This is a genomic window from Roseovarius sp. 217, from assembly GCF_000152845.1.
Lineage (GTDB): Bacteria > Pseudomonadota > Alphaproteobacteria > Rhodobacterales > Rhodobacteraceae > Roseovarius.
In genome coordinates this window covers 2,090,152-2,117,052 of record NZ_CH902584.1, presented here as the reverse complement: position 1 = coordinate 2,117,052, position 26,901 = coordinate 2,090,152, and the positions used below count along the sequence as shown (strand labels likewise).

General features: G+C 63.3%; 20 protein-coding genes, 1 tRNA gene and 1 pseudogene. 13 read left to right on the top strand and 9 right to left on the bottom strand.

Translation table 11 applies throughout. The annotated features are described in order from the left end of the window. Nucleotides 1-111: 111 nt before the first annotated feature. A complete protein-coding gene (locus ROS217_RS10155; RefSeq protein ID WP_009817638.1) occupies nt 112-978 on the bottom strand; it encodes a GAF domain-containing protein in 867 nt (288 codons plus the stop codon). Nucleotides 979-1,240: 262 nt separating this feature from the next. Between ROS217_RS10155 and ROS217_RS10150 the strand changes: the two genes are divergently transcribed. Then, a tRNA-Pro gene (locus ROS217_RS10150) sits at nt 1,241-1,317 on the top strand. Between the two features lie 121 nt (nt 1,318-1,438). Here the strand turns inward: ROS217_RS10150 and ROS217_RS10145 are convergent. From ROS217_RS10145 to ROS217_RS10135, 3 genes are all read right to left on the bottom strand, one after another. Continuing rightward, nucleotides 1,439-3,790 (bottom strand): DUF6851 domain-containing protein, encoded by a 2,352-nt coding sequence (locus ROS217_RS10145; protein WP_009817637.1) that lies wholly within the window; start codon nt 3,788-3,790, stop codon nt 1,439-1,441. 347 nt (nt 3,791-4,137) lie between these two features. Continuing rightward, nucleotides 4,138-6,903: a [protein-PII] uridylyltransferase gene (locus tag ROS217_RS10140; RefSeq protein ID WP_009817636.1), complete on the bottom strand. Its 2,766-nt coding sequence runs from the start codon at nt 6,901-6,903 to the stop codon at nt 4,138-4,140. A gap of 46 nt (nt 6,904-6,949) precedes the next feature. Then, a complete protein-coding gene (locus ROS217_RS10135) occupies nt 6,950-8,125 on the bottom strand; it encodes a penicillin-binding protein activator (protein ID WP_009817635.1) in 1,176 nt (391 codons plus the stop codon). Between the two features lie 85 nt (nt 8,126-8,210). Between ROS217_RS10135 and rsmI the strand changes: the two genes are divergently transcribed. From rsmI to ROS217_RS10115, 4 genes are read left to right on the top strand one after another with little or no spacing between them, the layout of a single operon-like run. Then, a complete protein-coding gene (rsmI, locus tag ROS217_RS10130) occupies nt 8,211-9,089 on the top strand; it encodes a 16S rRNA (cytidine(1402)-2'-O)-methyltransferase (RefSeq protein ID WP_009817634.1) in 879 nt (292 codons plus the stop codon). A gap of 3 nt (nt 9,090-9,092) precedes the next feature. Next, nucleotides 9,093-9,527 (top strand): YraN family protein, encoded by a 435-nt coding sequence (locus ROS217_RS10125; RefSeq protein WP_009817633.1) that lies wholly within the window; start codon nt 9,093-9,095, stop codon nt 9,525-9,527. Between the two features lie 58 nt (nt 9,528-9,585). Beyond that, nucleotides 9,586-10,524 (top strand): glutathione synthase, encoded by a 939-nt coding sequence (gene gshB, locus ROS217_RS10120; protein ID WP_009817632.1) that lies wholly within the window; start codon nt 9,586-9,588, stop codon nt 10,522-10,524. Then, nucleotides 10,521-11,399: an alpha/beta hydrolase fold domain-containing protein gene (locus ROS217_RS10115; RefSeq protein ID WP_009817631.1), complete on the top strand. Its 879-nt coding sequence runs from the start codon at nt 10,521-10,523 to the stop codon at nt 11,397-11,399. The genes gshB and ROS217_RS10115 overlap by 4 nt, the downstream gene beginning before the upstream one ends. Here the strand turns inward: ROS217_RS10115 and ROS217_RS10110 are convergent. After that, nucleotides 11,386-12,900, bottom strand: coding sequence for a YifB family Mg chelatase-like AAA ATPase (locus tag ROS217_RS10110; protein WP_009817630.1), 1,515 nt, complete (start codon nt 12,898-12,900; stop codon nt 11,386-11,388). The two genes, ROS217_RS10115 and ROS217_RS10110, sit on opposite strands and share 14 nt — an antisense overlap. A 155-nt stretch (nt 12,901-13,055) precedes the next feature. On the opposite strand from ROS217_RS10110, the gene rpiA reads away from it, so the two are divergent. The 8 genes and pseudogenes from rpiA to ROS217_RS10070 all read left to right on the top strand — a co-directional run bounded on the left by rpiA (nt 13,056) and on the right by ROS217_RS10070 (nt 21,842). Continuing rightward, complete coding sequence (gene rpiA / locus ROS217_RS10105) at nt 13,056-13,844, top strand: ribose-5-phosphate isomerase RpiA (protein WP_040650512.1); 789 nt, start codon at nt 13,056-13,058, stop codon at nt 13,842-13,844. 9 nt (nt 13,845-13,853) lie between these two features. Further along, nucleotides 13,854-15,210: pseudogene (gene gor, locus ROS217_RS10100) on the top strand (glutathione-disulfide reductase). A gap of 69 nt (nt 15,211-15,279) precedes the next feature. Then, entirely contained in the window at nt 15,280-16,428 is a 1,149-nt protein-coding gene (gene hflK / locus ROS217_RS10095) for an FtsH protease activity modulator HflK (protein WP_009817626.1), read from the top strand. Nucleotides 16,429-16,432: 4 nt separating this feature from the next. After that, nucleotides 16,433-17,311, top strand: a complete 879-nt coding sequence (gene hflC, locus ROS217_RS10090) for a protease modulator HflC (protein WP_009817625.1) — start codon at nt 16,433-16,435, stop codon at nt 17,309-17,311. After that, nucleotides 17,308-17,505, top strand: coding sequence for a DUF2065 domain-containing protein (locus ROS217_RS10085; protein ID WP_009817624.1), 198 nt, complete (start codon nt 17,308-17,310; stop codon nt 17,503-17,505). Before hflC ends, ROS217_RS10085 begins: the two co-directional genes overlap by 4 nt. Before the next feature lie 198 nt (nt 17,506-17,703). After that, nucleotides 17,704-19,113, top strand: coding sequence for a Do family serine endopeptidase (locus ROS217_RS10080; RefSeq protein WP_157046682.1), 1,410 nt, complete (start codon nt 17,704-17,706; stop codon nt 19,111-19,113). 216 nt (nt 19,114-19,329) lie between these two features. Further along, a complete protein-coding gene (locus ROS217_RS10075) occupies nt 19,330-20,673 on the top strand; it encodes a mechanosensitive ion channel family protein (protein WP_009817622.1) in 1,344 nt (447 codons plus the stop codon). Further along, a complete protein-coding gene (locus tag ROS217_RS10070; protein ID WP_009817621.1) occupies nt 20,670-21,842 on the top strand; it encodes a TIGR03862 family flavoprotein in 1,173 nt (390 codons plus the stop codon). Before ROS217_RS10075 ends, ROS217_RS10070 begins: the two co-directional genes overlap by 4 nt. Here ROS217_RS10070 and ROS217_RS10065 read toward each other — a convergent pair. The 4 genes from ROS217_RS10065 to leuS all read right to left on the bottom strand — a co-directional run bounded on the left by ROS217_RS10065 (nt 21,818) and on the right by leuS (nt 26,808). Further along, nucleotides 21,818-22,405: a glutathione S-transferase family protein gene (locus tag ROS217_RS10065; protein ID WP_040651310.1), complete on the bottom strand. Its 588-nt coding sequence runs from the start codon at nt 22,403-22,405 to the stop codon at nt 21,818-21,820. The two genes, ROS217_RS10070 and ROS217_RS10065, sit on opposite strands and share 25 nt — an antisense overlap. A gap of 218 nt (nt 22,406-22,623) precedes the next feature. Continuing rightward, nucleotides 22,624-23,652 (bottom strand): DNA polymerase III subunit delta, encoded by a 1,029-nt coding sequence (gene holA, locus ROS217_RS10060; RefSeq protein WP_009817619.1) that lies wholly within the window; start codon nt 23,650-23,652, stop codon nt 22,624-22,626. Next, nucleotides 23,649-24,152, bottom strand: coding sequence for an LPS assembly lipoprotein LptE (lptE, locus tag ROS217_RS10055; RefSeq protein ID WP_009817618.1), 504 nt, complete (start codon nt 24,150-24,152; stop codon nt 23,649-23,651). Before lptE ends, holA begins: the two co-directional genes overlap by 4 nt. Further along, nucleotides 24,139-26,808 carry a leucine--tRNA ligase gene (gene leuS / locus ROS217_RS10050; protein WP_009817617.1) on the bottom strand — a complete coding sequence of 890 codons (2,670 nt, stop codon included), beginning with the start codon at nt 26,806-26,808 and terminating at the stop codon, nt 24,139-24,141. Before leuS ends, lptE begins: the two co-directional genes overlap by 14 nt. Nucleotides 26,809-26,901 lie beyond the last annotated feature (93 nt).

Sequence of the window (26,901 nt, the reverse complement as noted above, 5' to 3'; positions counted from 1 at the left end):
CGTTGCCCCCGGTCCTCCGCCGGGAATAACCAGAGAATGCGCCCTGCCCCATGTGCCGTCACCGGGGGGGCGCGCGGTGCATGAGGCAACCTGTCTCAGGACTGAGACACATCAATGCAGATTTTCACCGATCCCCAGCCGTTTCATCCGGCGATAGAGTGTGGCGCGCCCGATACCCAAGGCGCGGGCGGCCTCGGACACATTGCCAGAGGCCCGGGCAAGGGCGCGAATCACCGCTGCCCGTTCAGCGCGTTCAAAGCCGCTGGGGCCGTCGTCGCGGCCAAAGATATCAGAGGCGGGAATGAGGCGGATCGGCCCGATGGCCCCCAGATTGAACGCCTTGCGCGCGGCACGCGTGGCACCTACGACGATGTCATCGGCATCGACCGCCAGCAGCATTGCCGCCTCGGTCTCGTCATGGTCGGCGTAGAGAATGCGGGCGCGTGGATGGGCGGCGCGGAAATTGTCGGCCTCGATCTGGCGGGCGGTCTGGGCCACCATCGCAGCAATCAGGCGGTTGAACGCCTCGGTCTGATCGACGCGGGCCGAGGACACATCGAGCGCACCGATGATGCGCCCGTCGGCGCCATAGATCGGCGCATCCATACAGCTCATCGCGGTGTTGCGGGCGAGAAAATGCTCATCGCGGTGGATGATCACGCGACGATCCTCGGCGATGCAGGTGCCGATCCCATTGGTGCCCTCTGCCGCCTCGGACCAATCGGCCCCTTGCCAGAGTCCCCAGTCCTGAAAGATCGCGGCGTCACCCTGAGCGCAGCGTTGATCGAGCACGACACCTTCGGCATCGGTCAAGAGCACGGCGCAGCCGGAATGCCCGACGAGACCGAAGAGCTGGTCGAGTTTGGGGGCGGCCACCTGAAGGAATTGCGCATGGTCGCTCTGCCGAACCAGAAGATTGCGGGCATCGACCCGCTCAGGCGCGCGGTGCTCTGCCGGGTCCAGCCCATGTTTGAGCATGGAGCGCCGCCATGAGGCGACGATGCGCGAGCGTGCCGGGGCGGAGCCAGACTGCGATTCCGCGAGAACCTTATCGACATGGGTGCGGCGATGGGTGATTTGGGGCCTCCGGAGCCTGCAACACTGTGGTTTCAGGACACCTTAGACGCCCTGCCCACCCGCCCTGTCAATCCGACCTTCGGACCGGTTGGCAGGTCCGGGCGAAAGACCGCGAAACCCCTTGCAATGCACCGCCTCGCGGTATAATCGCCTGTCTCACGGTCGGGCTGTAGCGCAGCCTGGTAGCGCACCTGCTTCGGGAGCAGGGGGTCGGAGGTTCGAATCCTCTCAGCCCGACCAGTGACTTCGCTAAGACGATAGCCGCATGCAAAAGGCCCCTTTCGGGGCCTTTGGTTTGTCTGCTGTGATCCGCGTTTCGCTGGGTCAGAGGGGGGCCGCCTGCGCCGCCCCACGCCCATGATCAGAGGAAGCTAAAGCTGTCGATCGTGAGATCCGCCGCGAGCACGGACTCGAGCAGCACGTCGTTGCCATTGACGTTGAACTGGGCACCCGCGAACGTGTCAACGATGCCGAGAGCATCAAAGAAGCCCTGAAGCCCGTTGCCGCCGTTGTCGAGATCGTTGACGCGAATCAGGACGCTGTCGACGCCTACTTCGAAATCGGTGATGACATCGACATCGCCCGCGACGAACTCGTTAAACACAAAGAGTTCCACACCGTCACCGCCGGTCATCACGTCATTGCCTGCGCCGCCATTGATCGTGTCGTTTCCGGCACCACCGTCGATGAGATCGTCACGCCCGCCACCAGCGAGGAAATCGTCGCCGTCACCGCCAAAGAGATCGTCATCGCCTTCTCCGGCACCGACCTGATCATTGCCAGCACCGCCCAGGATCGTGTCCTGTCCGGTGCCGCCGCCGATGAGGTCGTCGCCATCGCCACCGTCGATGCTGTCGTTGCCAAAGCTGCCAGAGATCGAGTCATTGTCAGCGCCACCGCCCAGCGTGTCGCTGCCGGCACCACCGCTGACCACGTCATTGCCGTCACCGCCTGCGGCGATGTCATCGCCTTGGCCCGCGCCGATCACGTCATCGCCGGTGCCACCGTCGATCGTGTCATTGCCCAGACCGCCACCGATCCGGTCATTGCCATCCCCACCGAGAACGCTGTCATTGCCATCGCTGGCAGCCAGCACGTCATCGCCAGCACCGCCTTCGATCGTGTCGTCACCAGCACCGCCGACGACGCTGTCATTGCCAGCGCCCTCAAGGGCAAGGGCTCCGTCATCGGAGAGGGTAGTGAAATCCGACCCGCCGTTGCTGAAAAGCGCGCTCCACCGGACTTCGGCGTTGGCGGCGACGTTTTCACCGACCTCAAGGCCACGCAGGTTGCCATCCTGAATGTGGATGCCGCCAAAAATACGCGACATGCCTGCTTCTTGGGCCGCTTCGGTGAGGGTTTCCCACCGCAGCACAACCGGGTCGCCGCCTGCAACAAAATCCTCGAAGGCGAGATCGCTTGTGACAAATTCACCAATCACATCAACACCTTCGACCCCATCAAGATCGTAATTGCTGAGGCTGGTTCCGTCGTAATAGGTGTCACTGCCGAGATAAGCGGAAAGGGTACGCGCGGCGGCCATCGAAAAGGTCGAGTGACCCGAGACGAATTCCGGGAAGGGCGGCGTAGGTGCCGTCACATTCTGATACGGTAGCCAGTTCTGTCCAAGGATCGTCTGCGTGCCCTGATTCGGGCCACCCCAGGCCTGAATCTCTTGATCGAAGAAGAGATCGCGAATGGCCGAGTAGGGGCGGATGTAGGTATAGGTGTATTTCGCTTCCCAAGTTGCGATCCCGGCATCGAGGATGGCCGTGCTCAGGGCAAAGAACATCTCGGCATCCTGGTCGATCCCATGACCTTCGCGCAGGGCGAGATCCTGGGCGATCTGGAACCAATGCCCCGGAGGGGTCTCGCCACGCGGACCATTGGCCCAATATTCGGCAATCACCTTTTGTTCATCGGTGAGGTTGGCGGAAATCTCAAGCACTTGAGCGATCTGGTCCCGGTAGGCCTGATCGCCTGTCGTCACATTGCCAAGCCCATCTGTATACTCGGAAAAATCGCCCAAGAGTGGCGGAGGAGCCGGGCGGAACTGGTCGCCTGAGGTCAGGGCAAAACCCTCGACGCCGCCCCAATGCGGGGTCAGGGCCACCTGATCCTTAAAGGTGCTGGGGTCGTCATTGTCAAAGATCGGAATGCCGTTCACATCCGTCAGCGTGCCATTTGCCTCGCGCAGTGGCTGCCACAGGTTGGGATCGAAATTCTCACCACCGGGCGCGCGGTCGGAGGTCGGGTCGGCCTCGTTCACCGGAACAAAGCCCGTTGTGTCGGCAAACCCGTTTTCTGCGTTGGAGCCGTCGGTTTCGCGGGCGGTGAAGACGTTTTGGGCGGCTAGGGTGCCGAGACCTGCGGGGGTTTCGGGATCGGTCGATGCGGTAGCGGGATCGTAACCCAGGTCTTGCATCAGCGCGTCGAAATCGGCGGTCCGCTCAGGATAGAGCGCGACGAGCGCGGTGTAGGCTGCGAAACTGACCGCTTCGGCCTTGTTTTCTTCGGTATTTGCGAGCGATGTCGCGATCTCGGAGTAATGACCGGAGGCGCTTGGGGACAGGGCGGCATAGGCGTCATAGACGGCAGCGCTGACGATATGGAGTTGATAGGTTGTCGGTGTGGGGGCCGGGCCACCCTCGCGGATGACTTGAAGTTGAAGCTCGTTCCACTGGGCAACGACAGATTGTTCAATGTTTTCCATGAATTTGTCCTATTTATATATGCGTTTCGCCGGTTTTCACACGACGTCACGTAGCGTCACGTTTGCGTGTAAACGTCATTTTGATCAAGTAATTTATGATCAAATTCACCGATCAGAGCAGGTTTTTAGGGATTGTCGCCTCGTTCAGGCGCAAGCACCGCTTAACGCGAGCTACAAGGCGCATAACCGCGCCGTACGGTTGTGCGGTGAAAACGTACGTCGGCGTCGGGCCGTATCAGGCCGAAGGACTTGCGTGGCGCAAGAGGCGAGTCCCCGCGCGGCAAACGCCGCGCGTTTTTGGGCGCGGCATGACATTTGCCCTTTCGTTGCCCCCGTCCCCGCCCCGGTCAGGTGGTGGCGCGCTCCACGCCTTCGGCGATGGCCGCGCGGAGTTTGCGTTCCAGGGCGGCGCGTTTGCTCTCGGAGTGGAATTTCAGCCCGAACATATCCTTGACATAGAAGGTATCGACCACCTGTTCGCCAAAGGTCGCGATCACGGCGGAGGCGATATAGACGTTGTTGGCCGCGAGCGTGCGGGTGAGGTCATAGAGCAGGCCGGGACGGTCGCGTGTATCGACCTCGATGATGGTGTAGATTTCGGACCCGTCATTATCGAAGGTGATATGGGTGGGCACGCGAAAGGCGCGCTCGCGCTTCTTGAGCTTGTCGCGGGATTTGATGGCCTCGCGGGGGACCACCTCGCCCTTCAATGTCTTTTGGATCATGTTGCGCAGGCGCGGCAGGCGGTCGGATTCGAACGGGTGGCCATCGGCATCCTGTATCCAGAACACAGCCGTGGCAAAGCCGTCCTTGGAGGTATAGGTGCGCGCGTCCACCACATTGGCCCCAACGAGGGCCAGGGCCCCGGCCAGCCGTGAGAAGATGCCCGGATGATCGGCCAGCGCGAAACAGGCGCGGGTGGCGTCGCGGTCCTCGTCAATTGCCAGATCAATGGCAATCTCGTCCTCGGTCAGGTTGTGCAGGAGGCGGGCAAAGACCACATGCGCGGTGACATGCAGCCCCTGCCAATAGGGCGGATAGTGGCGCGAGGTCTCGTGTTTGAGATCCTTGGCGTCCCAACCGGGCAGCGCCTCGCGCAGATTGCGCTTGGCGTCCGAGCCGCGCTGTTCGCGGTTGAGATCCTCAAGCCCGCCTTCCATGGCGCGGCGGGTCTGACGGTAGAGGGCGCGCAGGAGCGAGGCCTTCCAATTGTTCCAAGTGCCGGGGCCGACGCCGCGAATGTCACAGACGGTGAGCAAGAGCAGCAGGTCAAGCCGCTCGCGGGTCTGCACTGCCTTGGCAAAATCGCGCACGGTGCGCGGATCGGCGATGTCGCGTTTCTGGGCCATGTCGGACATCAGGAGGTGATAGCGCACCAGCCATTCAACGGTGTCCACCTCGCGCGGCTTCAATCCCAGACGGGGCCCGACGCGGCGGGCGATGCGCGCGCCCAGGATGGCGTGGTCCTCTTCGCGCCCTTTGCCGATGTCATGCAGGAGGAGCGCCACGTAAAGCACGCGGCGGTTGATCCCCTCCTTGAGGATGGAGGAAGACACCGGGAGTTCCTCGATCAACTCGCGGCGTTCGATTTGAGCCAGATGCGAGATACATTGGATGATGTGTTCATCCACCGTGTAGTGGTGATACATGTTGAATTGCATCATCGCCACGATGGGTTCGAATTCCGGGATAAAGGCAGAGAGCACGCCCAGTTCATTCATGCGTCTGAGGGCGCGTTCGGGGTTGCCGTGTTTCAGCAGCAGGTCGAGAAACAGTTTTTGCGCGGCGGGGTCGTTGCGCATGCGCTCGTCGATCAGCCGGATATTGGCGGAGACCAAGAGCATCGCGTCAGGGTGGATCAAAAGGCCGGTGCGCAGCCCCTCTTCAAACAGCCGCAAAAGATTGAGCGGGTCCGCTAGAAAGGTTTTGGGATCAGCTATGCCAAGACGCCCATGCACCTCAACATAGCCTTGTTTCAGCGTCTTGCGGCGGCGCAGAAGCCGTTGCAACAGCGGTTGGGATTTGACTTGTGTCGCCTCAAGTTTGGTCAGGAAGATGCGCGTCAGGTCGCCCACCGAGGTGGCATGGCGGAAATACTCCTGCATGAAGATTTCGACCCCGCGCCGGGCGGCGGTGTCGGCATAGCCCATGCGCTGCGCCACCTCGACCTGCATGTCAAAGGTCAACTGGTCATTGGGCCGCCCGATGATCAGGTGCAGATGGCAGCGCACCGCCCAGAGGAAATTCTCGGCCTTGGCGAAGGTCGAGAATTCCTCGGGGGTGAACATGCCCAGCGCCACAAGGTCACTGACGTCGCGGACGCGGTGCAGGTATTTGGCGATCCAGAACAGCGATTGCAGGTCGCGCAATCCGCCCTTGCCCTCTTTGACATTGGGCTCGACCATATAGCGCTCGCCCTGCTTTTCATGGCGGGCGTCGCGTTCTTCCAGCTTGGCCTCGGTAAAGGCGCGCTCGGTGCCCTTGAAGAGATCGTCCCAGAGGCGTTGGTTGAGTTTCTCGGCCAGCGGCGCCTCGCCCGCCAGAAAGCGGTTTTCCAAGAGCGCCGTGCGGATGGTGTAATCATCCCCGCCCAAGCGCAGGCAGTCGCGGATGGTGCGGCTGGCATGGCCCACCTTGAGGCGCAAATCCCAGAGCATGTAGAGCATCGATTCGATGACACTCTCGGCCCAGGGGGTGATTTTGTAGGGCGTGAGAAAGAGCAGATCGACATCGGAATGTGGTGCCATTTCACCACGCCCATAGCCGCCCACGGCAAAGACGGCGATACGCTCGGCCTCGGTCGGGTTGGGCAGTGGGTGCATGATGCGGGTGGCGATGTCGAGCGTGGTCAGGATCACGCAATCGGTGAGCCAGCAATAGGCGCGGGTCGTCGGGCGGGCCTCGAAGGGATGCGCCGCAAGCCCTGTGGCAATGGCGTCGCGGCCCTGTTTGATTTGCGCCGCAAGGCAGGTGACGACGGCACGGCGCAGCGCGACCATATCGCCGCCCGCCGCAGCCACCGCGCGGTCAATCTCCGCCGCGACGGCGGGGATGTCGAAAATCGTCTCGGCCGGACAGATCAGATCGTCCCGCGCTGATATGGCCTGCCTCATGCTATGCGTTTCGCACCCGTTTCAGAGGCCGAGAGAAAGGCGTGGTTCAAAATCCGGCCCCGCCAAAGCTCTGGGGGGCGGGCGACAGGATGGTCACACGCTTGTCGCTGATGGTGGCGACGGCAAGGCCGCGTTCATTGCTGCCATCGGGACGCAGGCGAAAGACGCCACTGACACCCTGAAACCCGGCCGATTGGGTCAGCGCATTGCGACCCAGCGCCTCGCGGCTGCCGGATTTCACCAACGCCCCCACGGCGGCGATGCCGTCATAGGCGAGGCTGGCGATGGGATGCGGCGTGTTGCCATAAGCGGCGCTGAAGCGTCCGGTGAACTGGTTGGCGCGGGCCGGGTCCGGCAGGGCGAACCAGCCGCCCTGCACGCCCGGCAGATCGAGCGTCTGCGGCGGGGTATCCCAGCGCGACAGGCCGATATACTGCACCCGGTCGGGACCAAGCCCGTTCTCCGGCAGCATCTGGGTAAAGAGCGGCAGGGCACCGGCAGAGTTGGCGGTGAGGAAAATGGCGTCGGCGGAATTGGTTTCGGCGGCGGTCTTGATCTTGGGGATGGCGTCGATCACGCCGGTTTGGGAAAACTCATAGCCGACGCTACCCGCCAACGTCGCCCCGTTGTCGCGCACCGCCTGTTCGATGGCGGCGCGGCCAAGTTGCCCTGCGAGATTGTCGGAATAGACGGCCATGATGCGGGATTTCCCCTGACGGGTGGCGAAATTCGCGAGCCGGTTGGCGGTGTTCTGGAAGGTCTGACCGAGGATGAAGAGATTGCCGCCCGCGATGGTTGGGTTGTTGGAAAAGGCCAGCACGTTGATGTTGCGCGGGGCCATGGCGACCGCCACGGCATTGGCCGATTCGGCATGCAGCGGCCCGATGATGATGCGCGCGCCATCTGCGGCGGCGTTGAGGGCGGCCTGCTGCGCCTGTCCAGCCTGACCGGCCGTGCCATAGACGCGCAGGTCGATCTGAACGCCTGCGAGGTCCGAGACGGCGAGCCGCGCCGCGTTTTCCAGATCGCGCGCCAACTGCGCCTCTTGGGCGTCACCGCTGCCATGTGGCACGAGGAGCGCCACGGGCACAGAGCCGGAGGGCGCGGTGCCGCCGCCGGGTGTGGCGACCGAAATCGGTTGGCAAGCCGCCAGCACGAGAGCGGCCAGAACCAGGAGAGGGCGGGCGAACGGCTTGCGGATCGTTTGTAAAACGGCGAACATGGTCAGGTCTCACTCCCTTTTTTGCGGTTTGCCTGTGGCCAGACGCGATTGCGGGCAATCATAACGGTCATACGGAGCGGGTCCAGTGGTGAATCCCATAGAGCAGAAACTGGCCGGTGGTCTTTACCTTATCGCGACCCCGATCGGGGCGGCGCGCGACATCACGCTGCGCGCGCTCGACATTCTCGCCTCGGCGGATGTGTTGGTGGCCGAAGACACGCGGAGCCTGCGCCGGCTGATGGAAATTCATGGCGTCCCGCTCCGGGATCGCCCGATGTGGGCCTATCATGACCACAATGGCGGGCGCATGCGGCCCAAGATCCTTGAGGCGCTGGACGCGGGGCAATCGGTGGTCTACGCCTCTGAGGCCGGGACGCCGATGGTCGCGGACCCGGGGTTTGATCTGGGACGCGCGGCGGTGGCGGAGGGCTATACCCTCATCTCGGCCCCCGGACCCTCGGCGGTGATCACGGCGTTGACGCTCGCCGGATTGCCGACCGATCGGTTTCTCTTTGCCGGGTTCCTGCCCAACACCGCTTCGAAGCGCAAGGCGGTGCTGAAGGAGTTGGCCGGGGTGCCCGCAACCCTGGCCTTTTACGAATCACCCAAGCGGGTGGCGGGCATGCTGCGCGATGCCGCCGAGGTGCTGGGCGGGACACGATCCGCCGCAGTCTGCCGCGAGCTGACCAAGAAATTCGAGGAGGTCCGGCGCGGAACGCTGGAGGAATTGGCGCAGATCTGGGCCGATGCGCCGCCAAAGGGCGAAATTGTCGTGATTATTGATCGCGGAAGTTTGGAGAAAATTAGGGAAGTTGATTTAGACCAGATGGTGTTGGAGGCGCTGCAAGGGCATTCTGTGCGCGATGCGGCGGATCTGGTGGCGACAGAGACGGGCACGCCGCGGCGTGAGGTCTATCAACGCGCCTTGCTTTTGGCAAAGGGCAGGCAAGAAGAGACGGAGTAAGAGATGCGACAACTGGCATTTGACTTTGAGGCGGTTGGCGTGGCGGCGATTGTGCTGGCCCCAGATGTCTTGCGCCGTCAGGACCGGGGGCGGCGGGCCTATCTCTCGGGTCAGGCGGCGGAAGCGAGTGTTTTGCGCGCCTATGAGCGGCGGGGGGCATCCCTCTTGCATCAGCGCTGGCGCGGGCAAAGCGGTGAGATCGACATGATCCTGCGTGCGCCCGATACCTATGTGTTCTGCGAGGTCAAGCAAGCGGCCAGTTTTGATCTGGCATTGCAGCGATTGCATCAGGGGCAAATGCGGCGGATCTATACGGCGGCGTCGGAATATCTGGGCCTTTTGCCCGAGGGGCAAAAGGCCCCTGTCCGCTTTGATCTGGGGATCGTCGATGGCCGGGGCGATGTGCGCATACTCGAGAATGCCTTTGGCCATTTCTGAATTGCGTGCCCGCCCGTCATGCCGCATGTAAGCGGGAGACCGAAAAAAGGGGCAGGACATGAAAATCGCCTTTCAGATGGACCCGATCGGGCCGATCAATATCAACGGAGACAGCACCTTTCGCCTCGCGGAAGAGGCGCAGGCGCGGGGGCATGAGCTGTTTTATTACACGCCCGACCGGCTGGCCTATGACGAGGGGCGGGTCACGGCACGGGGGTGGCCGCTGACGGTGCAGCGGGTTCAGGGCGACCATTTCAGGCTGGGCGAGGAACAGACGGTCGATCTGGCAGAGTTCGATGTGGTCTGGCTCCGGCAGGATCCGCCGTTTGACATGTTCTACATCACCACGACGCATATATTGCAGCGTCTGAGCCCCGGAACATTGGTGGTCAATGATCCGTTCTGGGTGCGGAACTATCCCGAGAAGCTGCTGATTCTCGATTTTCCAGACCTGATGCCCCCCACCGCGATTGCCCGCGATCTGGACACGATCCGGGCGTTTCGGGCGCGGCATGGCGATGTGATCCTCAAGCCGCTCTATGGCAATGGCGGCGCGGGCGTGTTCCACCTGCCCGAGAGCGACCGCAATCTCGCCAGCCTGCATGAGATGTTCACCGGGTTCAGCCGCGAGCCTCTTATTGTCCAGAAATACCTGCCTGCCGTGAGCAAGGGCGACAAGCGGGTGATTCTGGTGGATGGAGAAGCCGTCGGCGCGATCAACCGCGTGCCCGCCCAAGGCGAGACGCGGTCCAACATGCATGTGGGCGGACGCGCCGAGAAGGTTGCACTCACCGAGCGGGATCTGGAAATCTGCGCCGCGATTGGTCCGCTCTTGCGCGAAAAGGGACAGGTTTTCGTGGGGATTGACGTGATTGGTCATTACCTGACCGAGATCAACGTGACCTCGCCCACCGGCATTCAAGAGCTGGAGCGGTTCGACGGGGTGAACATCGCGACCAAGGTCTGGGAGGCGATCGAGGCGCGGCGGCGGGCATGAGTTGGCAGCTTCGGCTTTTGAACCGCCACCTGCGCTGGTTCGAGAAACCGGCGCTGGCGCGCCATGACAAGGACCGCCTCCGGCGGTCCTTTGCGTTCAAGTCGCGGCTCTATTTTCATGCCCCCTTCGGCACTATGTTTCAGCGCGACATGCTGGGCGGGGTGCCGGTGCAATGGGCGCAGGCCCGTGGTGCGCGGCCTGCGCCCGTGCTCCTCTATTTCCATGGCGGGGCCTATGTCTTTGGCACCTCGACCACCCATCGGGCGATGCTGGCCAAGCTGTCGGCGTTGACAGGCCTGCCCGCTTGCCTGCCTGATTATCGCTTGGCGCCCGAGCATCCCTTTCCGGCGCAGATCGAGGATGCGCTGGCCGCGTACCGTGCGCTCCGGGCCGCGCAGGATGTGATCATCGGCGGGGATAGTGCAGGCGGCGGGCTGGCGCTGGCGCTGTTGCATGAGATTCTGGCGCAAGATCTCGCCCCGCCCTTGGGCGTCTTTGCCTTTTCGCCGCTCACGGATATGACCTATTCCGGGGCCTCGGTGATCGAGAATGACACGCGCGATTGTGTGCTCTCCGCAGGTCGAATCGGCGAGATGCTGGAGATGTTTCTGGGCACAGATGACCCGCGCGATCCGCGCGCCTCGCCGCTCTTTGGCCGTTTCACCGGCGCACCGCCGGTGTGGATGACGGTGGGCGATACGGAAATCCTGCGCGATGATGCCCTGCGGATGCAGGCCGCGCTGGAGGTGCAGGGCGTGCAAAGCGTACTCTCGGTCAAGCCCGATCATCCGCATGTCTGGCCCCTCTTTCACAATGTCCTGCCCGAAGCGGGGGCGAGCCTGCGCGATCTGGCGGGGTGGATCAGGTCTCTTTGAGACCGGCCACGCGAAAGCTGACCGCCTCGGCGACATGCGGCAGGCGGACATCCACAGAGCCGTCGAGATCGGCGATGGTGCGCGCGACGCGAAGGACGCGGTGATAGCCACGCGCGGTGAGGCCAAAGCGGGTGGCGACGCGGGTGATGAGCGCGCGACCTTCGGGATCGGGGGTGGCGATGTCGTCAAGCACCGCCCCTTCGGCATCGGCGTTGAGGCGCATATGGGCGTGGCCGGCAAAGCGCGCCGCCTGCACCGCCCGCCCCCCCGCGACCCGGCCTGCGACCGTGCTCGAGGCATCGCCGGAGGCGGGCAGATCGAGATCGGAGAAGGCGACGGGGGGCACCTCGACGCGCAGATCGAAGCGGTCCATCAGGGGGCCGGAGATGCGGCCGATGTAATCCTCGCCGCAGTTGGGCGCGCGCGAGCAGGCGCGATTCGGGTCCGAGAGATAGCCGCATTTGCAGGGGTTGGCGGCGGCTACAAGCATGAAACGGCAGGGATATTTCACATGCGCATTGGCGCGGGCAACCATGACCTCGCCGGTCTCGATCGGCTGGCGCAGGGTTTCGAGCACGGTGCGGGGGAATTCGGGGAATTCATCCATGAAGAGCACGCCATTATGCGCGAGGCTGATTTCGCCGGGCTTGGCGCTGCGCCCGCCACCGACGATGGCGGCCATCGAGGCGGTGTGATGCGGCTCGCGAAAGGGGCGCGCACGGTTGATGCCGCCCTCGGTCAGCAGCCCCGCGAGGGAATGGATCATCGAGGTTTCGAGCGCCTCGGGCGCGGAGAGCGGCGGCAGGATGCCGGGCAGGCGCGCCGCGAGCATGGATTTGCCGGAGCCGGGCGTGCCGATCATCATCAGGTGGTGACGCCCGGCGGCGGCAATCTCGAGCGCGCGTTTGGCGCGCTCCTGCCCCTTGACGTCGCGCAGGTCGCGGGTGGCGGGGGCGGCGATCACCTCGCCGGGGTTCGCGGCAGCAATGAGCGCCTGTCCGGTGTAGTGGCGCACGACATCGGTGAGCGAGGCGGCGGCGATCACCTGCACCGCGCCGACCCATGCCGCCTCGGGGCCGCAGGATTTGGGGCAAAGCAGGATGCGGTTTTCCTCGGCGGCGGCCATGGCGGCGGGGAGCGCGCCGATCACCGCGATGAGTGTGCCGTCGAGCGACAGTTCTCCGAGGGCCGTGGTGCCCTCTGCCGCGTCATGCGGGATGATTTCGAGGGCGGCCAAGAGGGCGAGCGCGATGGGCAGATCGAAATGGCTGCCCTCTTTGGGCATATCGGCGGGCGAGAGATTGATGGTGATGCGTTTGGACGGCAGGGCGATGGCCATGGCGGAGAGCGCCGCGCGCACCCGGTCGCGGGCCTCGGACACCGCCTTGTCGGGCAGGCCCACGAGCGAGAAGGCCGGCACGCCTGCGGTGATGGCACATTGCACCTCGACTGGCCGCGCCTCGACCCCCTCAAAAGCCACGGTATAGGCGTGCGCGACCATGCGGTCCCCTATGGTTGATGCCGGATTAATGCCTAGCGCGGCAGGGGTTTAAGAATGGTTATCGGGCGCAGGGCGGACAACCGGGGCGAATTCGGTCTCGCACCTGCGCCGCATCTCTCATATAACCCCTGCGAAACATGCTGGGAGTCGCTGCCATGACCGGAGAATTGTCGCCGATCGACAAGGCCAAGTTTGTCGCCGCCAAGCGGTCGGTGGATTTCGTCGAAGACGGGATGCGCGTGGGTCTTGGCACCGGATCGACCGCCGCCTGGATGGTGCGCTGTTTGGGCGAGATGGTGCGCGAGGGCGGGTTGCGCATTCGCGGCGTACCGACATCGACGCGCACAGCGGAATTGGCGCGGGAAGTCGGCATTGAGGTGATCAGTCTGGATGAGGCCAAGTGGCTGGATCTCACGATTGACGGGGCGGACGAGTTCGACAGCAATCTCAACCTGATCAAAGGTGGCGGCGGTGCGCTCTTGCAGGAAAAGATCGTAGCGACAGCCTCGGATCAGATGATCGTGATTGCCGATGTCGGCAAGGAAGTGGAGACGCTGGGCGCGTTTCCCCTTCCGGTTGAGGTGATCCCGTTTGGCTGGCAGACCACAAAATCGCTGGTCGAGGAATTGCTGATCAATATGGATGTGCTCGGACGCAACACCTCGCTGCGGATGAATGGCGCGCGGCCGTTTATCACCGATGAGGGCAATTATATCCTCGATCTGCATCTGGGCCGGATTGGTGCTGCGCATCAACTGTCGATGGCGCTCAACCAGATGCCGGGGGTGGTGGAGAACGGGCTGTTCCTTGATATTTGTGATGTGGTCATTCTGGGCTATGGCGATGGGCGGGTCGAGACACGCGACATCAACGAGGGCACGGTCGAGGAAGATCGGCTCGATTTCGTCGAGACCGACAATCTCTTTCGTGATCTGACGGACTGAGGGAGCGACATGGCGTTTGACTATGATCTTTTCGTAATTGGCGGCGGTTCTGGCGGGGTGCGCGCGGCGCGGGTCGCAGCACAGAGCGGCGCGCGCGTGGCCTTGGCCGAAGAGGACCGTTACGGCGGCACCTGTGTCATTCGCGGCTGTGTGCCGAAAAAGCTGATGGTGTTTGCCTCGGAATATCGCGGCGCGATGGCCGATGCGCAGGCCTATGGCTGGACGGTGCATGCGGGCGGGTTCGACTGGCCCACGTTCCGGGACAAGCTGCATGCCGAGTTGGACCGGCTGGAAGGGGTCTATCGCGGCGTTCTCAAGACGAACGGGGTCGAGACCTATGACTGCCGCGCCGCGCTGGTCGATCCGCATACGGTGGAATTGGCCGACGGCACGCGGCTGAGCGCCAAGCATATCCTCATTGCCACCGGCGGGCGACCCGTGAAACCCGATCTGCCGGGGGCAGAGCATGCGATCACCAGCAATGAGATTTTCCATCTGGAGAAGCTGCCAAGGTCGATATTGATCATTGGCGGCGGCTATATCGCCTGTGAGTTTGCCTGTGTCCTCAACGGGTTGGGGGTGCAGGTCACGCAGTTCTATCGCGGCGCGCAAGTCCTGCGCGGTTTTGACGACGAGGCGCGCGGCCTCGTGTCGGAGGAGATGATCGCCTCTGGGATAAAATTGCATCTGGGCACCAATATCGAGGCGATGGACGTGGTTGAGGGCGGCTATCGCGTGACCGGCACCAACGGCAGCGAGGCGGTGTTCGAGCAGGTGATGTTTGCCACCGGGCGCACGCCCAACACGGAAAATCTGGGCCTCGAGGCCACGGGCGTGGCGGTCGGGCGCAAGGGTGAGATCCTGGTCGATAGCTATAGCCAGACCGGCGTGCCGTCGGTCTATGCGATTGGCGATGTGACCGACCGGGTCAACCTGACGCCGGTGGCGATCCGCGAGGGAATAGCCTTTGTCGAGACGGTGTTCAAGGGCAACCCGACACCGGTCGATCACCACCCTCATCCCCACGGCGGTTTTCACTCAGCCCGAGATGGGCACGGTGGGGCTGAGCGAGGAAGAGGCGCGCGACCAAGAGGCGATCGAGGTTTATGCCACCTCGTTCCGGCCCATGCAGACCGCCTTTGCCGGACGGCCCGACCGGGTGCTGATGAAACTGATCGTCAGTCAGGCCACCCGCAAAGTGCTGGGGTGTCATATCGTAGCACCCGGTGCGGGGGAATTGATCCAGCTTGCCGGCATTGCCGTCAAGATGGGGGCAACAAAAGAGGATTTTGACCGCACCGTGGCGGTGCATCCGACCATGTCGGAAGAACTGGTGACGATGAAAACGCCTGTGCGCACCGCTTGATTTTTCACCTGTGCTGCACAGGTAATGAACCAAGCCGGGAGCGGCAGGACAACAAGGGAAGACATACGTATGGCTGGAAACTCTGGCGGCCCGTGGGGCGGCGGCGGAAATTCGGGCGGTGGCGGCGATGACCGCGACCGCAACACAGGGGGTGGAAAGCGCCCCCCCGAGGGAGGACCGCAACTGCCTGAAATCGACGCATTGGTGCGCAAGGGTCAGGATCAGCTTCGCGTTCTGATGGGCGGGCGTGGCGGCGGCAACCGGGGCAACGGCACCGGCGACGGGCCACAATTCGGCAAGGGCACGGTTGGTCTGGCTGTGTTGGGGGCTGTGGCGCTCTGGGTCTTTGCCAGCGTTTACACGGTCAAGCCGGAGGAGCAATCGGTCGAATTGTTTCTGGGTGAATATTACAAGACCGGCAATCCGGGTCTGAACTTTGCCCCTTGGCCGCTGGTCACGGCAGAGATCGTCAATGTGACGTCGGAACGGACCGAAGACGTTGGCCGCAGCACCGGCGCGCGCGAAGAGGGTCTCATGCTGACGACGGATGCCAATATCGTCGATATCGGGTTTCAGGTGGTGTGGAATATCTCTGATCCCGGCAAGCTGTTGTTCAATATCCGCGATCCGCAACTGACGGTGCAGGCCGTGTCGGAATCGGTGATGCGCGAGATCATCGCCGCGTCGAACCTTGCGCCGATCCTCAACCGGGATCGTGGGATCATCGCGGATACGGCGATGCAGAACATTCAGGAATCCTTGGATGAATATGACAGCGGTATCCGGATCGTTCGGGTCAACCTCGACAAGGCGGATCCGCCGAACGAGGTGATTGACAGCTTCCGCGAGGTGCAGGCCGCCGAGCAGGAGCGCGACAGGCTGCAACGGCAGGCGGATGCCTACGCCAACCGGGCCCTCGCCGAAGCGCGTGGTCAGGCCGCGCAAATTCTTGAGGATTCAGAGGGCTACCGCGCCCGCGTGGTCAACGAAGCGCAGGGTGACGCGAGCCGGTTCACGTCGGTTCTGACGGAATATTCCAAAGCACAGGACGTCACGCGCAAGCGTCTCTATCTCGAGACGATGGAGCGGGTTCTGGGCGATATCGACAAGACCATCCTCGACAGTTCGATCGTGGGGACCGAAGGCGGCGGCAATGGCGTCGTGCCCTATCTGCCGCTGAACGAGCTGCGCCGCAATACCACCAGCGAGGGGAACTGAGATCATGGGCAATACAAAATTTCTAATCCCCGTTGTGGTCATCCTGGGCTTTTTGGGTCTGTCCTCGGTCTTTGTGGTGGATGAGCGCGAAAAGGCATTGGTGCTGCAATTCGGTCAGATCAAATCCGTGAAGGAAGAGCCGGGCCTGTCGTTCAAGATCCCGTTCATTCAGGAGGTCGTGCGCTATGACGACCGGATTCTGTCGCTCGATACCGACACGATCGAGGTGACGCCCTCGGATGACCGCCGGCTGGTGGTCGATGCCTTTGCCCGCTACCGCATCCGCGATGTAGTGCAGTTCCGGCAGGCGGTCGGCGTGGGCGGTATCCGCGTGGCCGAGGACCGGCTGTCGTCGATCCTGAACGCGCAGATTCGTGAAGTTCTGGGTGCCGATCAGGTGACGTCGGACACCATCCTCTCAGAGGATCGCCGCGAGTTGATGCGCCGCATTCAACGGCAGGCGCAGCGCAGCGCCGAGGGGCTGGGTCTTGACGTGGTGGACGTGCGTCTCAAGCAGACCAACCTGCCCGAGCAGAACCTGGAGGCGACCTTTGCCCGGATGCGGGCCGAGCGCGAGCGCGAAGCCGCCGATGAGATCGCCCGTGGTAATGAGGCGGCGCAGCGGGTGCGCGCCCTGGCGGATCGGACTGTGACCGAAACGCTGTCGGATGCCGAGCGCGAAGCGCAGGTGATCCGAGGCGAGGCAGATGCGGAACGCAGCGCAATCTATGCCGAGGCCTATGGTCAGGACCCCGAGTTCTACGCCTTTTACCGCTCGCTCGAAGCCTATGAAAAGGCGCTGACCGGGGGCAATTCGTCGATGGTTATGACACCGGACAGCGAATTCTTTGACTATCTGCGGTCAGGGACTGCGCCGGAATGATCGAAACCGCGCTTCTTGCGCTGGGACTTGTGCTGATTGTGGAGGGGCTGGTCTATGCGCTGGCCCCCTCACTCATCGAACAGATGCTGGTGGCGCTGAGCGCGCTACCGGCTGAGGCGCAGCGGTTGATGGGCGCGATTGCGCTGGTGCTGGGATTGATCCTTGTCTGGGCCGCCAAGACGCTTGGCGCTTGATTTCGACGGGGCAAAGGGGTCACATGACCGTGACCTGCTATTGCAGCCTTGGCGATCCAGTGCCGGAGACCTACATTCAACAGCAAGAGTGGCACGCGCGTGCCGCCAGTTGCACGAACCAAAGGAGACATTGGTGTGAACACCCAAACGATTTCCGAAACACGATCCAGCGCGCTCAGCCTGCGCGCGCTCTGGGCCATGGCGCTGATGGTGGGTCTGTTGCTGGCGCAGGCACTGGCCGCGCAGGCGCGGCCCGACAGCTTTGCCGATCTGGCCGACAAGATCAGCCCGGCGGTGGTCAATATCACGACCTCGACCGTGGTCGAGCGGGGCACCGGCCCGGCGCCAATCGTCCCTGAGGGATCTCCGTTCGAGGATTTCTTTGAACAGTTTCGCGACCGTCTGGGCGAAGGCGACCGGCCACAACGATCATCGGCACTCGGCTCTGGTTTCGTGATTTCCGAGGATGGCTTTGTGGTGACGAACAACCACGTCATCGAGAGCGCCGACGAGATCATCATCGAGTTCTTTTCCGGCGAAACCCTGCCCGCCGAAGTGATCGGCACCGATCCCAAGACCGACATCGCGCTGCTCAAGGTCAAGGCCGACAAGCCGCTGCCATTCGTCAGCTTTGGCGATAGCGACACGGCGCGCGTTGGCGATTGGGTTCTGGCCATGGGCAACCCGCTGGGTCAGGGATTCTCGCTTTCGGCGGGGATCGTTTCGGCCCGGAACCGCGCGCTGAGCGGCACCTATGACGATTACATCCAGACCGATGCGGCGATCAACCGGGGCAACTCTGGCGGGCCGCTGTTCAATCTCGACGGACAGGTTGTGGGCGTGAATACAGCGATCCTGAGCCCGACCGGCGGGTCGATCGGGATCGGCTTTTCCATGGCCTCGAACGTGGTCAAGCGCGTGGTCGATCAGTTGCAGCAATTCGGCGAGACCCGGCGCGGCTGGCTGGGTGTGCGCATTCAGGACGTGACCGAGGATGTGGCCGAGGCAATGGGGCTGGAAAAAGCCGCAGGCGCGTTGGTCACGGATGTTCCAGAAGGTCCGGCCGCCGAGTCCGGCATGTTGGCGGGGGACGTCATCGTTTCGTTCGACGGTCAGGACGTGACCGATACGCGCAGCCTTGTGCGCACTGTCGGCAATACCGAGGTCGGCAAGACCGTGCGCGTCGTCGTGTTCCGCGAGGGCAAGACTGTCACGCTCAAGATCACGCTGGGCCGCCGCGAAGAAGCGGAAGGCGCCATTCCCGTAGCGCAGCCCGGTGAGGATGCCCCCGAGGCACAGGTCGAAAAGACCATACTCGGTCTGACAGTGACCCCGCTGAACGATGAGTTACGCGGCCAGCTCGAGCTCGACAGCAGCGCGACCGGACTGGTCGTGGTGAATATCGACGAGTTGTCGGAAGCCTTTGAAAAGGGCATGCGGGCGGGCGATGTGATCACCGAAGCCGGTCAGCAAAAGGTGGCGAGCATTGCCGATCTGGACGACCGGATCGCGGAGGCCAAGGAGGCGGGACGCAAATCGCTGCTGCTCTTGGTGCGCAGTTCCGGTGATCCGCGATTTGTGGCGCTGTCCATCGAGGACGCCAAGTAAAAGGCGCTGACGAAGGCAGAGAAGGCACCCCAAACTGGGGTGCCTTTTGCATTTGAGACGGTGATGAAGGCCTGAAGGTGACAGTTGCCCCGCGCCCTGCGCGGAATGGGCGCTGTCAGAGCGGGCAAAGAGCGGTTTCCGACAGTTTGACTTGATCCTTGTGCCGCCTGCGGGCAAGAGGATGGCGCGGTTGGGTCAAAGAACAAGGGGTGTGTGATGGACGTGCAGCCGGAGATTGTCGGGCAGGTTCTGGGGTACGCGATACAGGGATGGGATCTGGCCAAGGGCTGGCTCCTGAGCCCCGCCGCCTGGTCACAATTCGGGGTGCTGGTGGTGGCCTGGCTCTTGGCGGTGATGATCACGCGCCGTTTGCGTCCGGCAGTTGCACGCCTTCTGACGCCGCCTGCGGGTCAAGATACTATGATTGCCTCGACGCGGCGCTTTGTCCTCATGTTCCTGCCGCTCTTGATGCCGCTCCTGGCCTATGGCCTGACTGGCATGGGCGAAGGCGTCACACGTCAGATCTTTGGGTCGGGCGATGTGATCGCCTTTGGCAAGCGTCTGTTTCTGGTTCTGGCGGCCCGGCTCTTTGTGCGCGAAATCCTGACCGATCCGTTCCTGCGGATGTTGGGGCGCTATGTGCTGATGCCGGTCATGCTGCTCTATCTCTTTGACCTGCTGGGGCTGGCCAACGCGCGGTTGGCCGCGATTTCGGTCGATCTGGGCAATATCAGCTTTTCGGCGCTGGCGCTCCTGCGCGGCGCGGTCTCGGCGGCGCTCTTGTTCTGGCTGGGCCGGTGGTCCAACAGCCAATCCGAGGATTTCATCAAGCGCCAGCAGGAATTGCGCCCCGCCACCCGCGAACTCGCGATGAAGGCCAGCCAAATCGTGATCTTTGGTGCGGCGTTTCTCTTGCTCATGTCGATCATGGGCATAGACCTCACGGCGATTGCCGTCTTGGGGGGTGCGCTCGGCGTGGGCATCGGCCTTGGTCTGCAACAGATCGCGGCCAATTTCGTGTCGGGCGTGATCCTGCTCTTGGAGGGGCAAACGACGGTGGGCGATTACGTCGTGCTCGATGACGGATCCGAGGGAACCATCGTCAAGATGACCGCCCGCGCCGCCATTCTGGAAACGGTGGACGGGCGCTGGATCGTGGTGCCCAACGAGGATTTCATCACCAGCCGCGTCGTCAACTACTCTGACGCAGGCAAGCGGCACCGCTATGAGGCGGCATTTTCCGTGAGCTACGACACCGATATCACCCTGATCCCGGCGATGGTGGAACCGGCAGTCGCGGCGGTGGATGCAGTGTTGGCCGAAGGGAAATTCGCGCCGGAATGCGAATTGAAAGCCTTTGGCGAAAGCGGCGTTGATTTCTCGGTGGAATACTGGGTCGACGGGATCGAGGACGTGACCGGCAAATATCAGTCCGACGTGCTCTTTGCGATCTGGAGCGTGCTGCGCGCCCGCGGCGTTGAGATGCCCTATCCGCAGCGCGTGGTGCATCACCGGGGGTTGGCATTGGACCCGAACCTGAGCTTGGCCCCGGTCGCATGACCGACGCTCTCGTCATCGGGGCCGGGCCTGCGGGTCTCATGGCGGCGCGGGAGATGGCGCGCGCCGGGTTGCGTGTCACTTTGGCCGAGGCCAAACCCTCGGTCGGGCGCAAGTTTCTGATGGCGGGCAAATCGGGGTTGAACCTGACCAAGGCTGAAGAGTTCGACGCGTTCATGGCGGCCTACGGCCCCCGCGCCGACACCCTGCGCCCGATGATCGCGGCGTTCGGACCGGAGGCGGTACAGGATTGGGCGCGCGCGCTGGGGCAAGAGGTCTTTGTCGGATCGACCGGCCGGGTCTTTCCGAAGCTGATGAAAGCCTCGCCGCTTCTGCGCAGTTTCCTTGTGGAATTGACGGGGGTTGGGGTAGAGATTCGCACCCGTTGGCGCTGGCGCGGCTGGGACAATGGCGCGGTATTCGACACGCCGATGGGCGTGCAGCGCCTACACCCCACCGTCACGGTGCTGGCCTGCGGCGGCGCAAGCTGGGCGCGGCTCGGCTCGGACGGGGCATGGGCGGCGCATCTCGATCCCACGGCGCTGGCACCGTTCCGCCCCACCAACATGGGCTTTCTGGTCGACTGGTCGCCGCATATGGCGGCGCAGTTCGGACAGCCGGTCAAGGGCGTGGAATTGCACGCGGGGGCCCTGCGCTCGCGCGGGGAGTTCGTGATTTCCTCCCAAGGGGTAGAGGGCGGCGGCATCTATGAGGTGAGTGCGGCGCTGCGCGATGGCACGCCGCTCACGCTCGATCTTTTGCCCGACCTCAGCGTGACGCAGGTCACGGACCGCCTGAGCCAGAGCAAGACCAGCGACAGCCTCAAGAACCGGCTGCGCAAGGCATTCCGGCTGGATCCTGTGAAACTGGCGCTGGTGATGGAATTTGGGCGGGGTGCTGCGGATTTACCTCGCTTTCTCAAGCGTTTGACTGTGCCCCTCACCGGGCCGCGCCCGATGGATGAGGCGATCTCGACCGCAGGCGGTCTGCGGTTCGAGGCGCTTGATCCGGGGTTGATGCTGCGCGCATGCCCCGGCGTGTTTGCCGCCGGGGAAATGCTCGATTGGGAGACGACGACGGGCGGCTATCTGCTGACCGCTTGTCTTGCCACGGGACATTGGGCGGGACGGCACGCCGCCGCCCATGCTCAGGAGAGTGCCGAGGCGCGCTGATACGCGGGACGGCCGGACATCATCCCAAGGTAAGCGTTGAGTTTTTCCCCGGGATCCGAAAACCCGGCCTTGCCCGCCCATATCAGGCAATGGGCCAGCAGGATGTCGGCGATGGTCATGGTCTCGCCTTGCAGAAAAGGACCGGCCAGCGCGTCGGAGAGGCGCGCGATATTGCGGGCATATTCCCATTTGAGCGAGTCCTTGACCGCCGGCACACGGTGCTCTTCGGGCAGAAAAAAGCTGTGGCGCGCGGCGGTCCAGAGCGTGCCGTCGATCTCATCGAGAATCTGATGGGTCAGCGCATCCTGACGCGCGCGGGCAACGGTGCCGGGGGCATGGGTGAATTGCCCGTGCTTGTCGGCGAGATAGGTCATGATCGCGGTGGAATCTGTCAGCACCGCCTCGCCATCGCGCAGCGCCGGGATCTTACCCGACGGATTCGCCGCGAGCGCCTCGGGAGAGCCGGATGCAACGGCCAAGTGAGTGTATTGGATACCCATTTCCTCTGCGAGCCAGAGCACGCGAAAGGCGCGGCTGGCACGTGAGCCGATGACGTCATACATGGAATTGTCCTTGTTGAGGTGGTTCATGCGCAGCTTTGCTGCAAAGCGGGACCGCGCGCAATGGGCAAGGGTTTAACGATTTATCAACAGACTGTGCTTAGGCTGAGCGAGACGGAGTCGCGCCGGGGCGCGGCATGTGTCGAAAGGGGCGTGGCATGAGGTGGCTCTGGGCGATGATCAAACGGCATGTGGCCCTGCGCCGCACGGGGCCGCCCGGATCACCGCGCGCTGGCGAGCATGGCAAGGCGAATGAGCGCCCGCTCCACCAGCGCCATCTCCGGCGCGCGTTGGGCGGCGGAGCGCAGGGTGAGGTCCGTATCCGTCAGGATTGTCAGCGCCTGTTGCAACCGTTCCGCGCCCCAGCCCTGCGCCTGTCGCAGCATGCGGTCGCGACGCGGCCCGAAAATCGGCGGGCGCATGCGCGCGATGCCCTGCGCCGCCCCTCCGGGGTCAGAGGCCGCGGTATAGAGCGCCCGAAAATGCCGCGTGGCCCCGATGCAGAGGCCGACTGGCTGGGTGCCCTGCGCCTTCAACCGCCGCATGACCGGGCCGATTTCGGACGATCGCCCCTCGGCGACGATATTGAGGATATCGTCCAGATCCGCCTCGGTCGAGGCGGGTGCGCAGGCGGCAATATCAGACGCGTTGAGCGGCGTTGCATCGCCCAGTTTATAGAGCGCCAGTTTCTCGACGGTCTGGCGAAAATCACCGGGGTCGAGATCCCGCGCGAGTGCGGTCAGATCAGCCATGACCGGGCCCGGCACGTCACGCAGACCGGCACGGGTGAGCGCCGCCTCGATCTCTTCGCGGCTCGGAGGGTCGTCATAGAGGCCGACGGCATAGGCATTGGGATGGCTTTCAAACGCCTTGCGGATTTTCGACGTCGACTTGAGCGCGCCTGCGGTCACGACGATCTGCGCATCCCCTGCCCGCCAATCGCTGAGCGCCGCCAGAATGGCATCGGCGGCGGTGTCATTGGCATCCTCGACAAAGGCGGCGCGCGGGCCGGGAAAGAAGCCTTGGGCCTTGACCGCATCCATCAGCGCGGCAGGATCCTTGCGCAGGTCCGCCGCAGGCATCCGGGTGAGGCGCATTTCGGCATCCGCCGTGGGGCCGAGCAGTGCGGCCAGCATTTCCTGCCGTTTGAGCGCCACGCGCATCGCGTCCGCCCCATAGATCAGGAGCCCGGTGCGCTGCGCCTCGGGCTTGGCGAAATAGCGGATGGCATCGCGGGGCGAGAGCTTCATTCCGGCGGCGGCAGGTCTGCGGCCAGAAGGCGGGTCAGCAGTTGATCGGCCAGAATGGACATGAGCCGCGTTTCGGCGTCGCGCTCGGAGGCCTGCACAGCCACGGTGCTGCCGGTCGAGGAATAGCCGGTAAAGCTGTTGACGTCGCCGGAGGTGACAATCGCGCCGGTCTCGAGATCGCGCAGGCTGTAGGCAACGCTGCCCAAGAGGTTAAAGCGCGAGGCCACGTTGTTGCGGTTGATGGCCATGGCCTGGGTGTCGAGGGTGATCGTGTGGCTGAGGGCGTAACGCGGTTGGGGTGCGCGGCCAAGGCGCGTCTCGATTTCCTGCGTGAGCAGATAGCCCGCGCGGGTGTTGGGGGCGTCAACCTCGACCCGCCCCATCAGGGCCGTCCCGGCCCCGCCCGGCCCATAGGCGGGCGCAAAACCACAGGCTGCCACTGCGCCAAGACCAAAGGCCAGGCCCGAGAGCAGAAGGAGGCGACGGTTAAACGACGACATTCACGATCCGTCCGGGGACAACGATGATTTTCTTGGGCTGGGCCCCATCCAGCGCCTTGAGCACAGCATTGTGGGCCAGCGCCAGTTTTTCAACCTCGGATTTCGGCATATCGGCGGGAACGGTGATTTCGCCGCGCCGTTTGCCGTTGATCTGAATGGGCAGAATGACCGTGTCGTCGATCAGCATCTCCGGGTCAGCGAGAGGCCAAGGCGCGGTTGTGACCAGCCCCTCGCCGCCCAACATGGCCCAGATATCCTCGGCCAGATGCGGGGTCATAGGCGACATGAGCTGCGCCAAGGCGCGCGCGGCGGTGGTTTTTGCGCCCTGCCCCGCCTGCGATTTGGCGAGCGTGTTGGTGAAGGCATAGAGCCGCGCAATGGCGGCGTTGAACCCGAAGCTGTCGATGCCCTTGGTCACCTCGTCGATGCATTTGTGCATCTCGCGCAAGAGCGTGTCATCGTCCAGCGTGGCGGGGGCGTCGCTCGCGGCAATCTCGGCGGCGATGCGCCAGACCCGGCTCAGGTGGCGATGCGCGGCCTCGGCCCCGGATGCGGTCCATTCGACGTCGCGCTCGGGCGGGCTATCGCTGAGAACGAACCAGCGGGCGGTATCGGCGCCATATTGCGCGATGATGGTGGAAGGATCGACGACGTTCTTCTTGGATTTCGACATCTTTACAGATGGTATGACGTCGACTTTCCGTTCATCATCATTTTTTACCGCTTCGTATTTTTCGGCAAACGAGAGGCTTTCATTAAACTCATTCCTCAACACACCTACACGCTTCCCGTCGTACTCCCCGATGAGAACCTCTTCAGGAAACCGAAAAACTGCTTGTGTAACTCCAGCTTCAGCCGTCTTGCCCTCGACTTCGATTTCTCGCCGGAATATTTTTCTCGTATAGTATACTTCATGCGTCACCATCCCTTGCGTGAAGAGCGCATCGAACGGCTCGATCGCCTTTTGGGGCAGGTGCCCGCAGACCTGCATCGCGCGGGCGAAGAACCGCGAATACAAGAGATGCAGGATCGCGTGTTCGATGCCGCCGATATATTGGTCGACGTTCATCCAGTACTCGGCCTCGGCCATGTCGGTGGGCGTGGCGGCGTGGGGCGCGGTGAAGCGGGCGTAATACCAGCTTGAATCGACGAAGGTGTCCATCGTGTCGGTCTCACGCCGCGCGGGCGCAGCGCAGCGCGGGCAGGTGCAGTCGCGCCATGTCGGATGGCGGTCCAGCGGGTTGCCGGGGGCATCAAAGGTGACATCGTCAGGCAGGCGGATGGGCAGGTTTTCCTTGCGCTCGGGCACCACGCCGCAGGTGTCGCAATGCACGACCGGAATCGGGCAACCCCAGTAGCGTTGGCGTGAGAGACCCCAATCGCGCAGGCGGAATTTGGTGACGCCCTGCCCTACGCCGTTGGTTTCGCAGAACTCAATCGCGGCATTGACGCCCGCCTCGCCGCTCTGGATTTCCTCGCCCGCGACAAGCCGCGTGTAGCGCACGCGCTCGGATTTGAGCGGCACATAGGGCGCGGCCTGAATGTCGTGATCGCCCTCGAGCGGCAGAAAGGTATCGAGGATCGGCAGGTCATATTTGCGCGCGAACTCATGGTCGCGCTGATCGTGGCCCGGACAGCCGAAAATCGCGCCTGTGCCGTAATCCATCAAGATGAAATTGGCGATATAGACCGGCAATTCGCAAGCGGTGTCAAAGGGATGGCGCACGCGCAGGCCGGTATCAAAGCCCAGCTTCTCGGCCTTCTCAATCGCCTCGGCGGTGGTGCCGCCCTTGCGCGCGTCGGCGCAGAACGCCGCCACGTCGGCGCGCTCGCGTTCAAGCGTCTTGGCCAGCGGGTGATCGGGCGAAATGCCGACAAAACTGGCGCCCATCAGGGTGTCGGGGCGGGTGGTGTATACCTCCACCCGGTCATGTCCTTCTGGCCCGTCGATGAGGCCAAAGGCGAATTGCAGCCCGCGCGATTTGCCGATCCAGTTTTCCTGCATCAACCGCACCTTGGCGGGCCAGTTGTCGAGCCTGTCCAGCGCCTCGAGCAGGTCTTCGGCAAAGTCGGAGATGCGAAAGAACCACTGCGTGAGTTCGCGCCGCTCCACCTCCGCGCCCGAGCGCCAGCCCTTGCCGTCGATCACCTGTTCATTGGCCAGAACGGTCATATCGACCGGGTCCCAGTTCACCACGGCGTTTTTGCGGTAAACGAGGCCATGTTCCAGAAAGTCGAGGAAGAGCGCCTGTTGCTGGCCGTAATATTCGGGATCGCAGGTGGCGAATTCGCGGCTCCAGTCGATCGAGAGGCCAAGCGGCTTCATCTGGGCGCGCATGTCGGCGATGTTGCTGTAGGTCCAGTCCTTGGGGTGGCCGCCGCTGGCCATGGCCGCGTTTTCGGCGGGCATGCCGAACGCGTCCCAGCCCATCGGGTGCAGCACGTTATGCCCCGTCGCGATCTTGTAGCGCGCCACCACGTCGCCCATCGTATAGTTGCGCACATGGCCCATGTGGATGCGTCCCGACGGATAGGGGAACATTTCCAGCACGTAATATTTCGGGCGCGTCTCGTCGCGACGAGCGCGGAAAACCTCGGCCGCGTCCCACGCGGATTGCCATTTCGCTTCGACGTCACTGGCTGAATAGCGCGACATGGGGCGAGCCTCTTGCTGATAGGGTTGTTGCAGGGGGTGATAGGCGGTTGGGGCGCGCGGGTCCAGTGGGCGCGCGCAAAAATGCGGGGGGTT

Coding starts and splice junctions, on each gene's coding strand:
- ROS217_RS10155 (WP_009817638.1), bottom strand. CDS start 978: ATGCTCAAACATGGGCTGGACCCGGCAGAGCACCGCGCGCCTGAGCGG.
- ROS217_RS10145 (WP_009817637.1), bottom strand. CDS start 3,790: ATGGAAAACATTGAACAATCTGTCGTTGCCCAGTGGAACGAGCTTCAA.
- ROS217_RS10140 (WP_009817636.1), bottom strand. CDS start 6,903: ATGAGGCAGGCCATATCAGCGCGGGACGATCTGATCTGTCCGGCCGAG.
- ROS217_RS10135 (WP_009817635.1), bottom strand. CDS start 8,125: ATGTTCGCCGTTTTACAAACGATCCGCAAGCCGTTCGCCCGCCCTCTC.
- ROS217_RS10125 (WP_009817633.1), top strand. CDS start 9,093: ATGCGACAACTGGCATTTGACTTTGAGGCGGTTGGCGTGGCGGCGATT.
- gshB (WP_009817632.1), top strand. CDS start 9,586: ATGAAAATCGCCTTTCAGATGGACCCGATCGGGCCGATCAATATCAAC.
- ROS217_RS10115 (WP_009817631.1), top strand. CDS start 10,521: ATGAGTTGGCAGCTTCGGCTTTTGAACCGCCACCTGCGCTGGTTCGAG.
- ROS217_RS10110 (WP_009817630.1), bottom strand. CDS start 12,900: ATGGTCGCGCACGCCTATACCGTGGCTTTTGAGGGGGTCGAGGCGCGG.
- rpiA (WP_040650512.1), top strand. CDS start 13,056: ATGACCGGAGAATTGTCGCCGATCGACAAGGCCAAGTTTGTCGCCGCC.
- hflK (WP_009817626.1), top strand. CDS start 15,280: ATGGCTGGAAACTCTGGCGGCCCGTGGGGCGGCGGCGGAAATTCGGGC.
- hflC (WP_009817625.1), top strand. CDS start 16,433: ATGGGCAATACAAAATTTCTAATCCCCGTTGTGGTCATCCTGGGCTTT.
- ROS217_RS10085 (WP_009817624.1), top strand. CDS start 17,308: ATGATCGAAACCGCGCTTCTTGCGCTGGGACTTGTGCTGATTGTGGAG.
- ROS217_RS10080 (WP_157046682.1), top strand. CDS start 17,704: ATGGCGCTGATGGTGGGTCTGTTGCTGGCGCAGGCACTGGCCGCGCAG.
- ROS217_RS10075 (WP_009817622.1), top strand. CDS start 19,330: ATGGACGTGCAGCCGGAGATTGTCGGGCAGGTTCTGGGGTACGCGATA.
- ROS217_RS10070 (WP_009817621.1), top strand. CDS start 20,670: ATGACCGACGCTCTCGTCATCGGGGCCGGGCCTGCGGGTCTCATGGCG.
- ROS217_RS10065 (WP_040651310.1), bottom strand. CDS start 22,405: ATGTATGACGTCATCGGCTCACGTGCCAGCCGCGCCTTTCGCGTGCTC.
- holA (WP_009817619.1), bottom strand. CDS start 23,652: ATGAAGCTCTCGCCCCGCGATGCCATCCGCTATTTCGCCAAGCCCGAG.
- lptE (WP_009817618.1), bottom strand. CDS start 24,152: ATGTCGTCGTTTAACCGTCGCCTCCTTCTGCTCTCGGGCCTGGCCTTT.
- leuS (WP_009817617.1), bottom strand. CDS start 26,808: ATGTCGCGCTATTCAGCCAGTGACGTCGAAGCGAAATGGCAATCCGCG.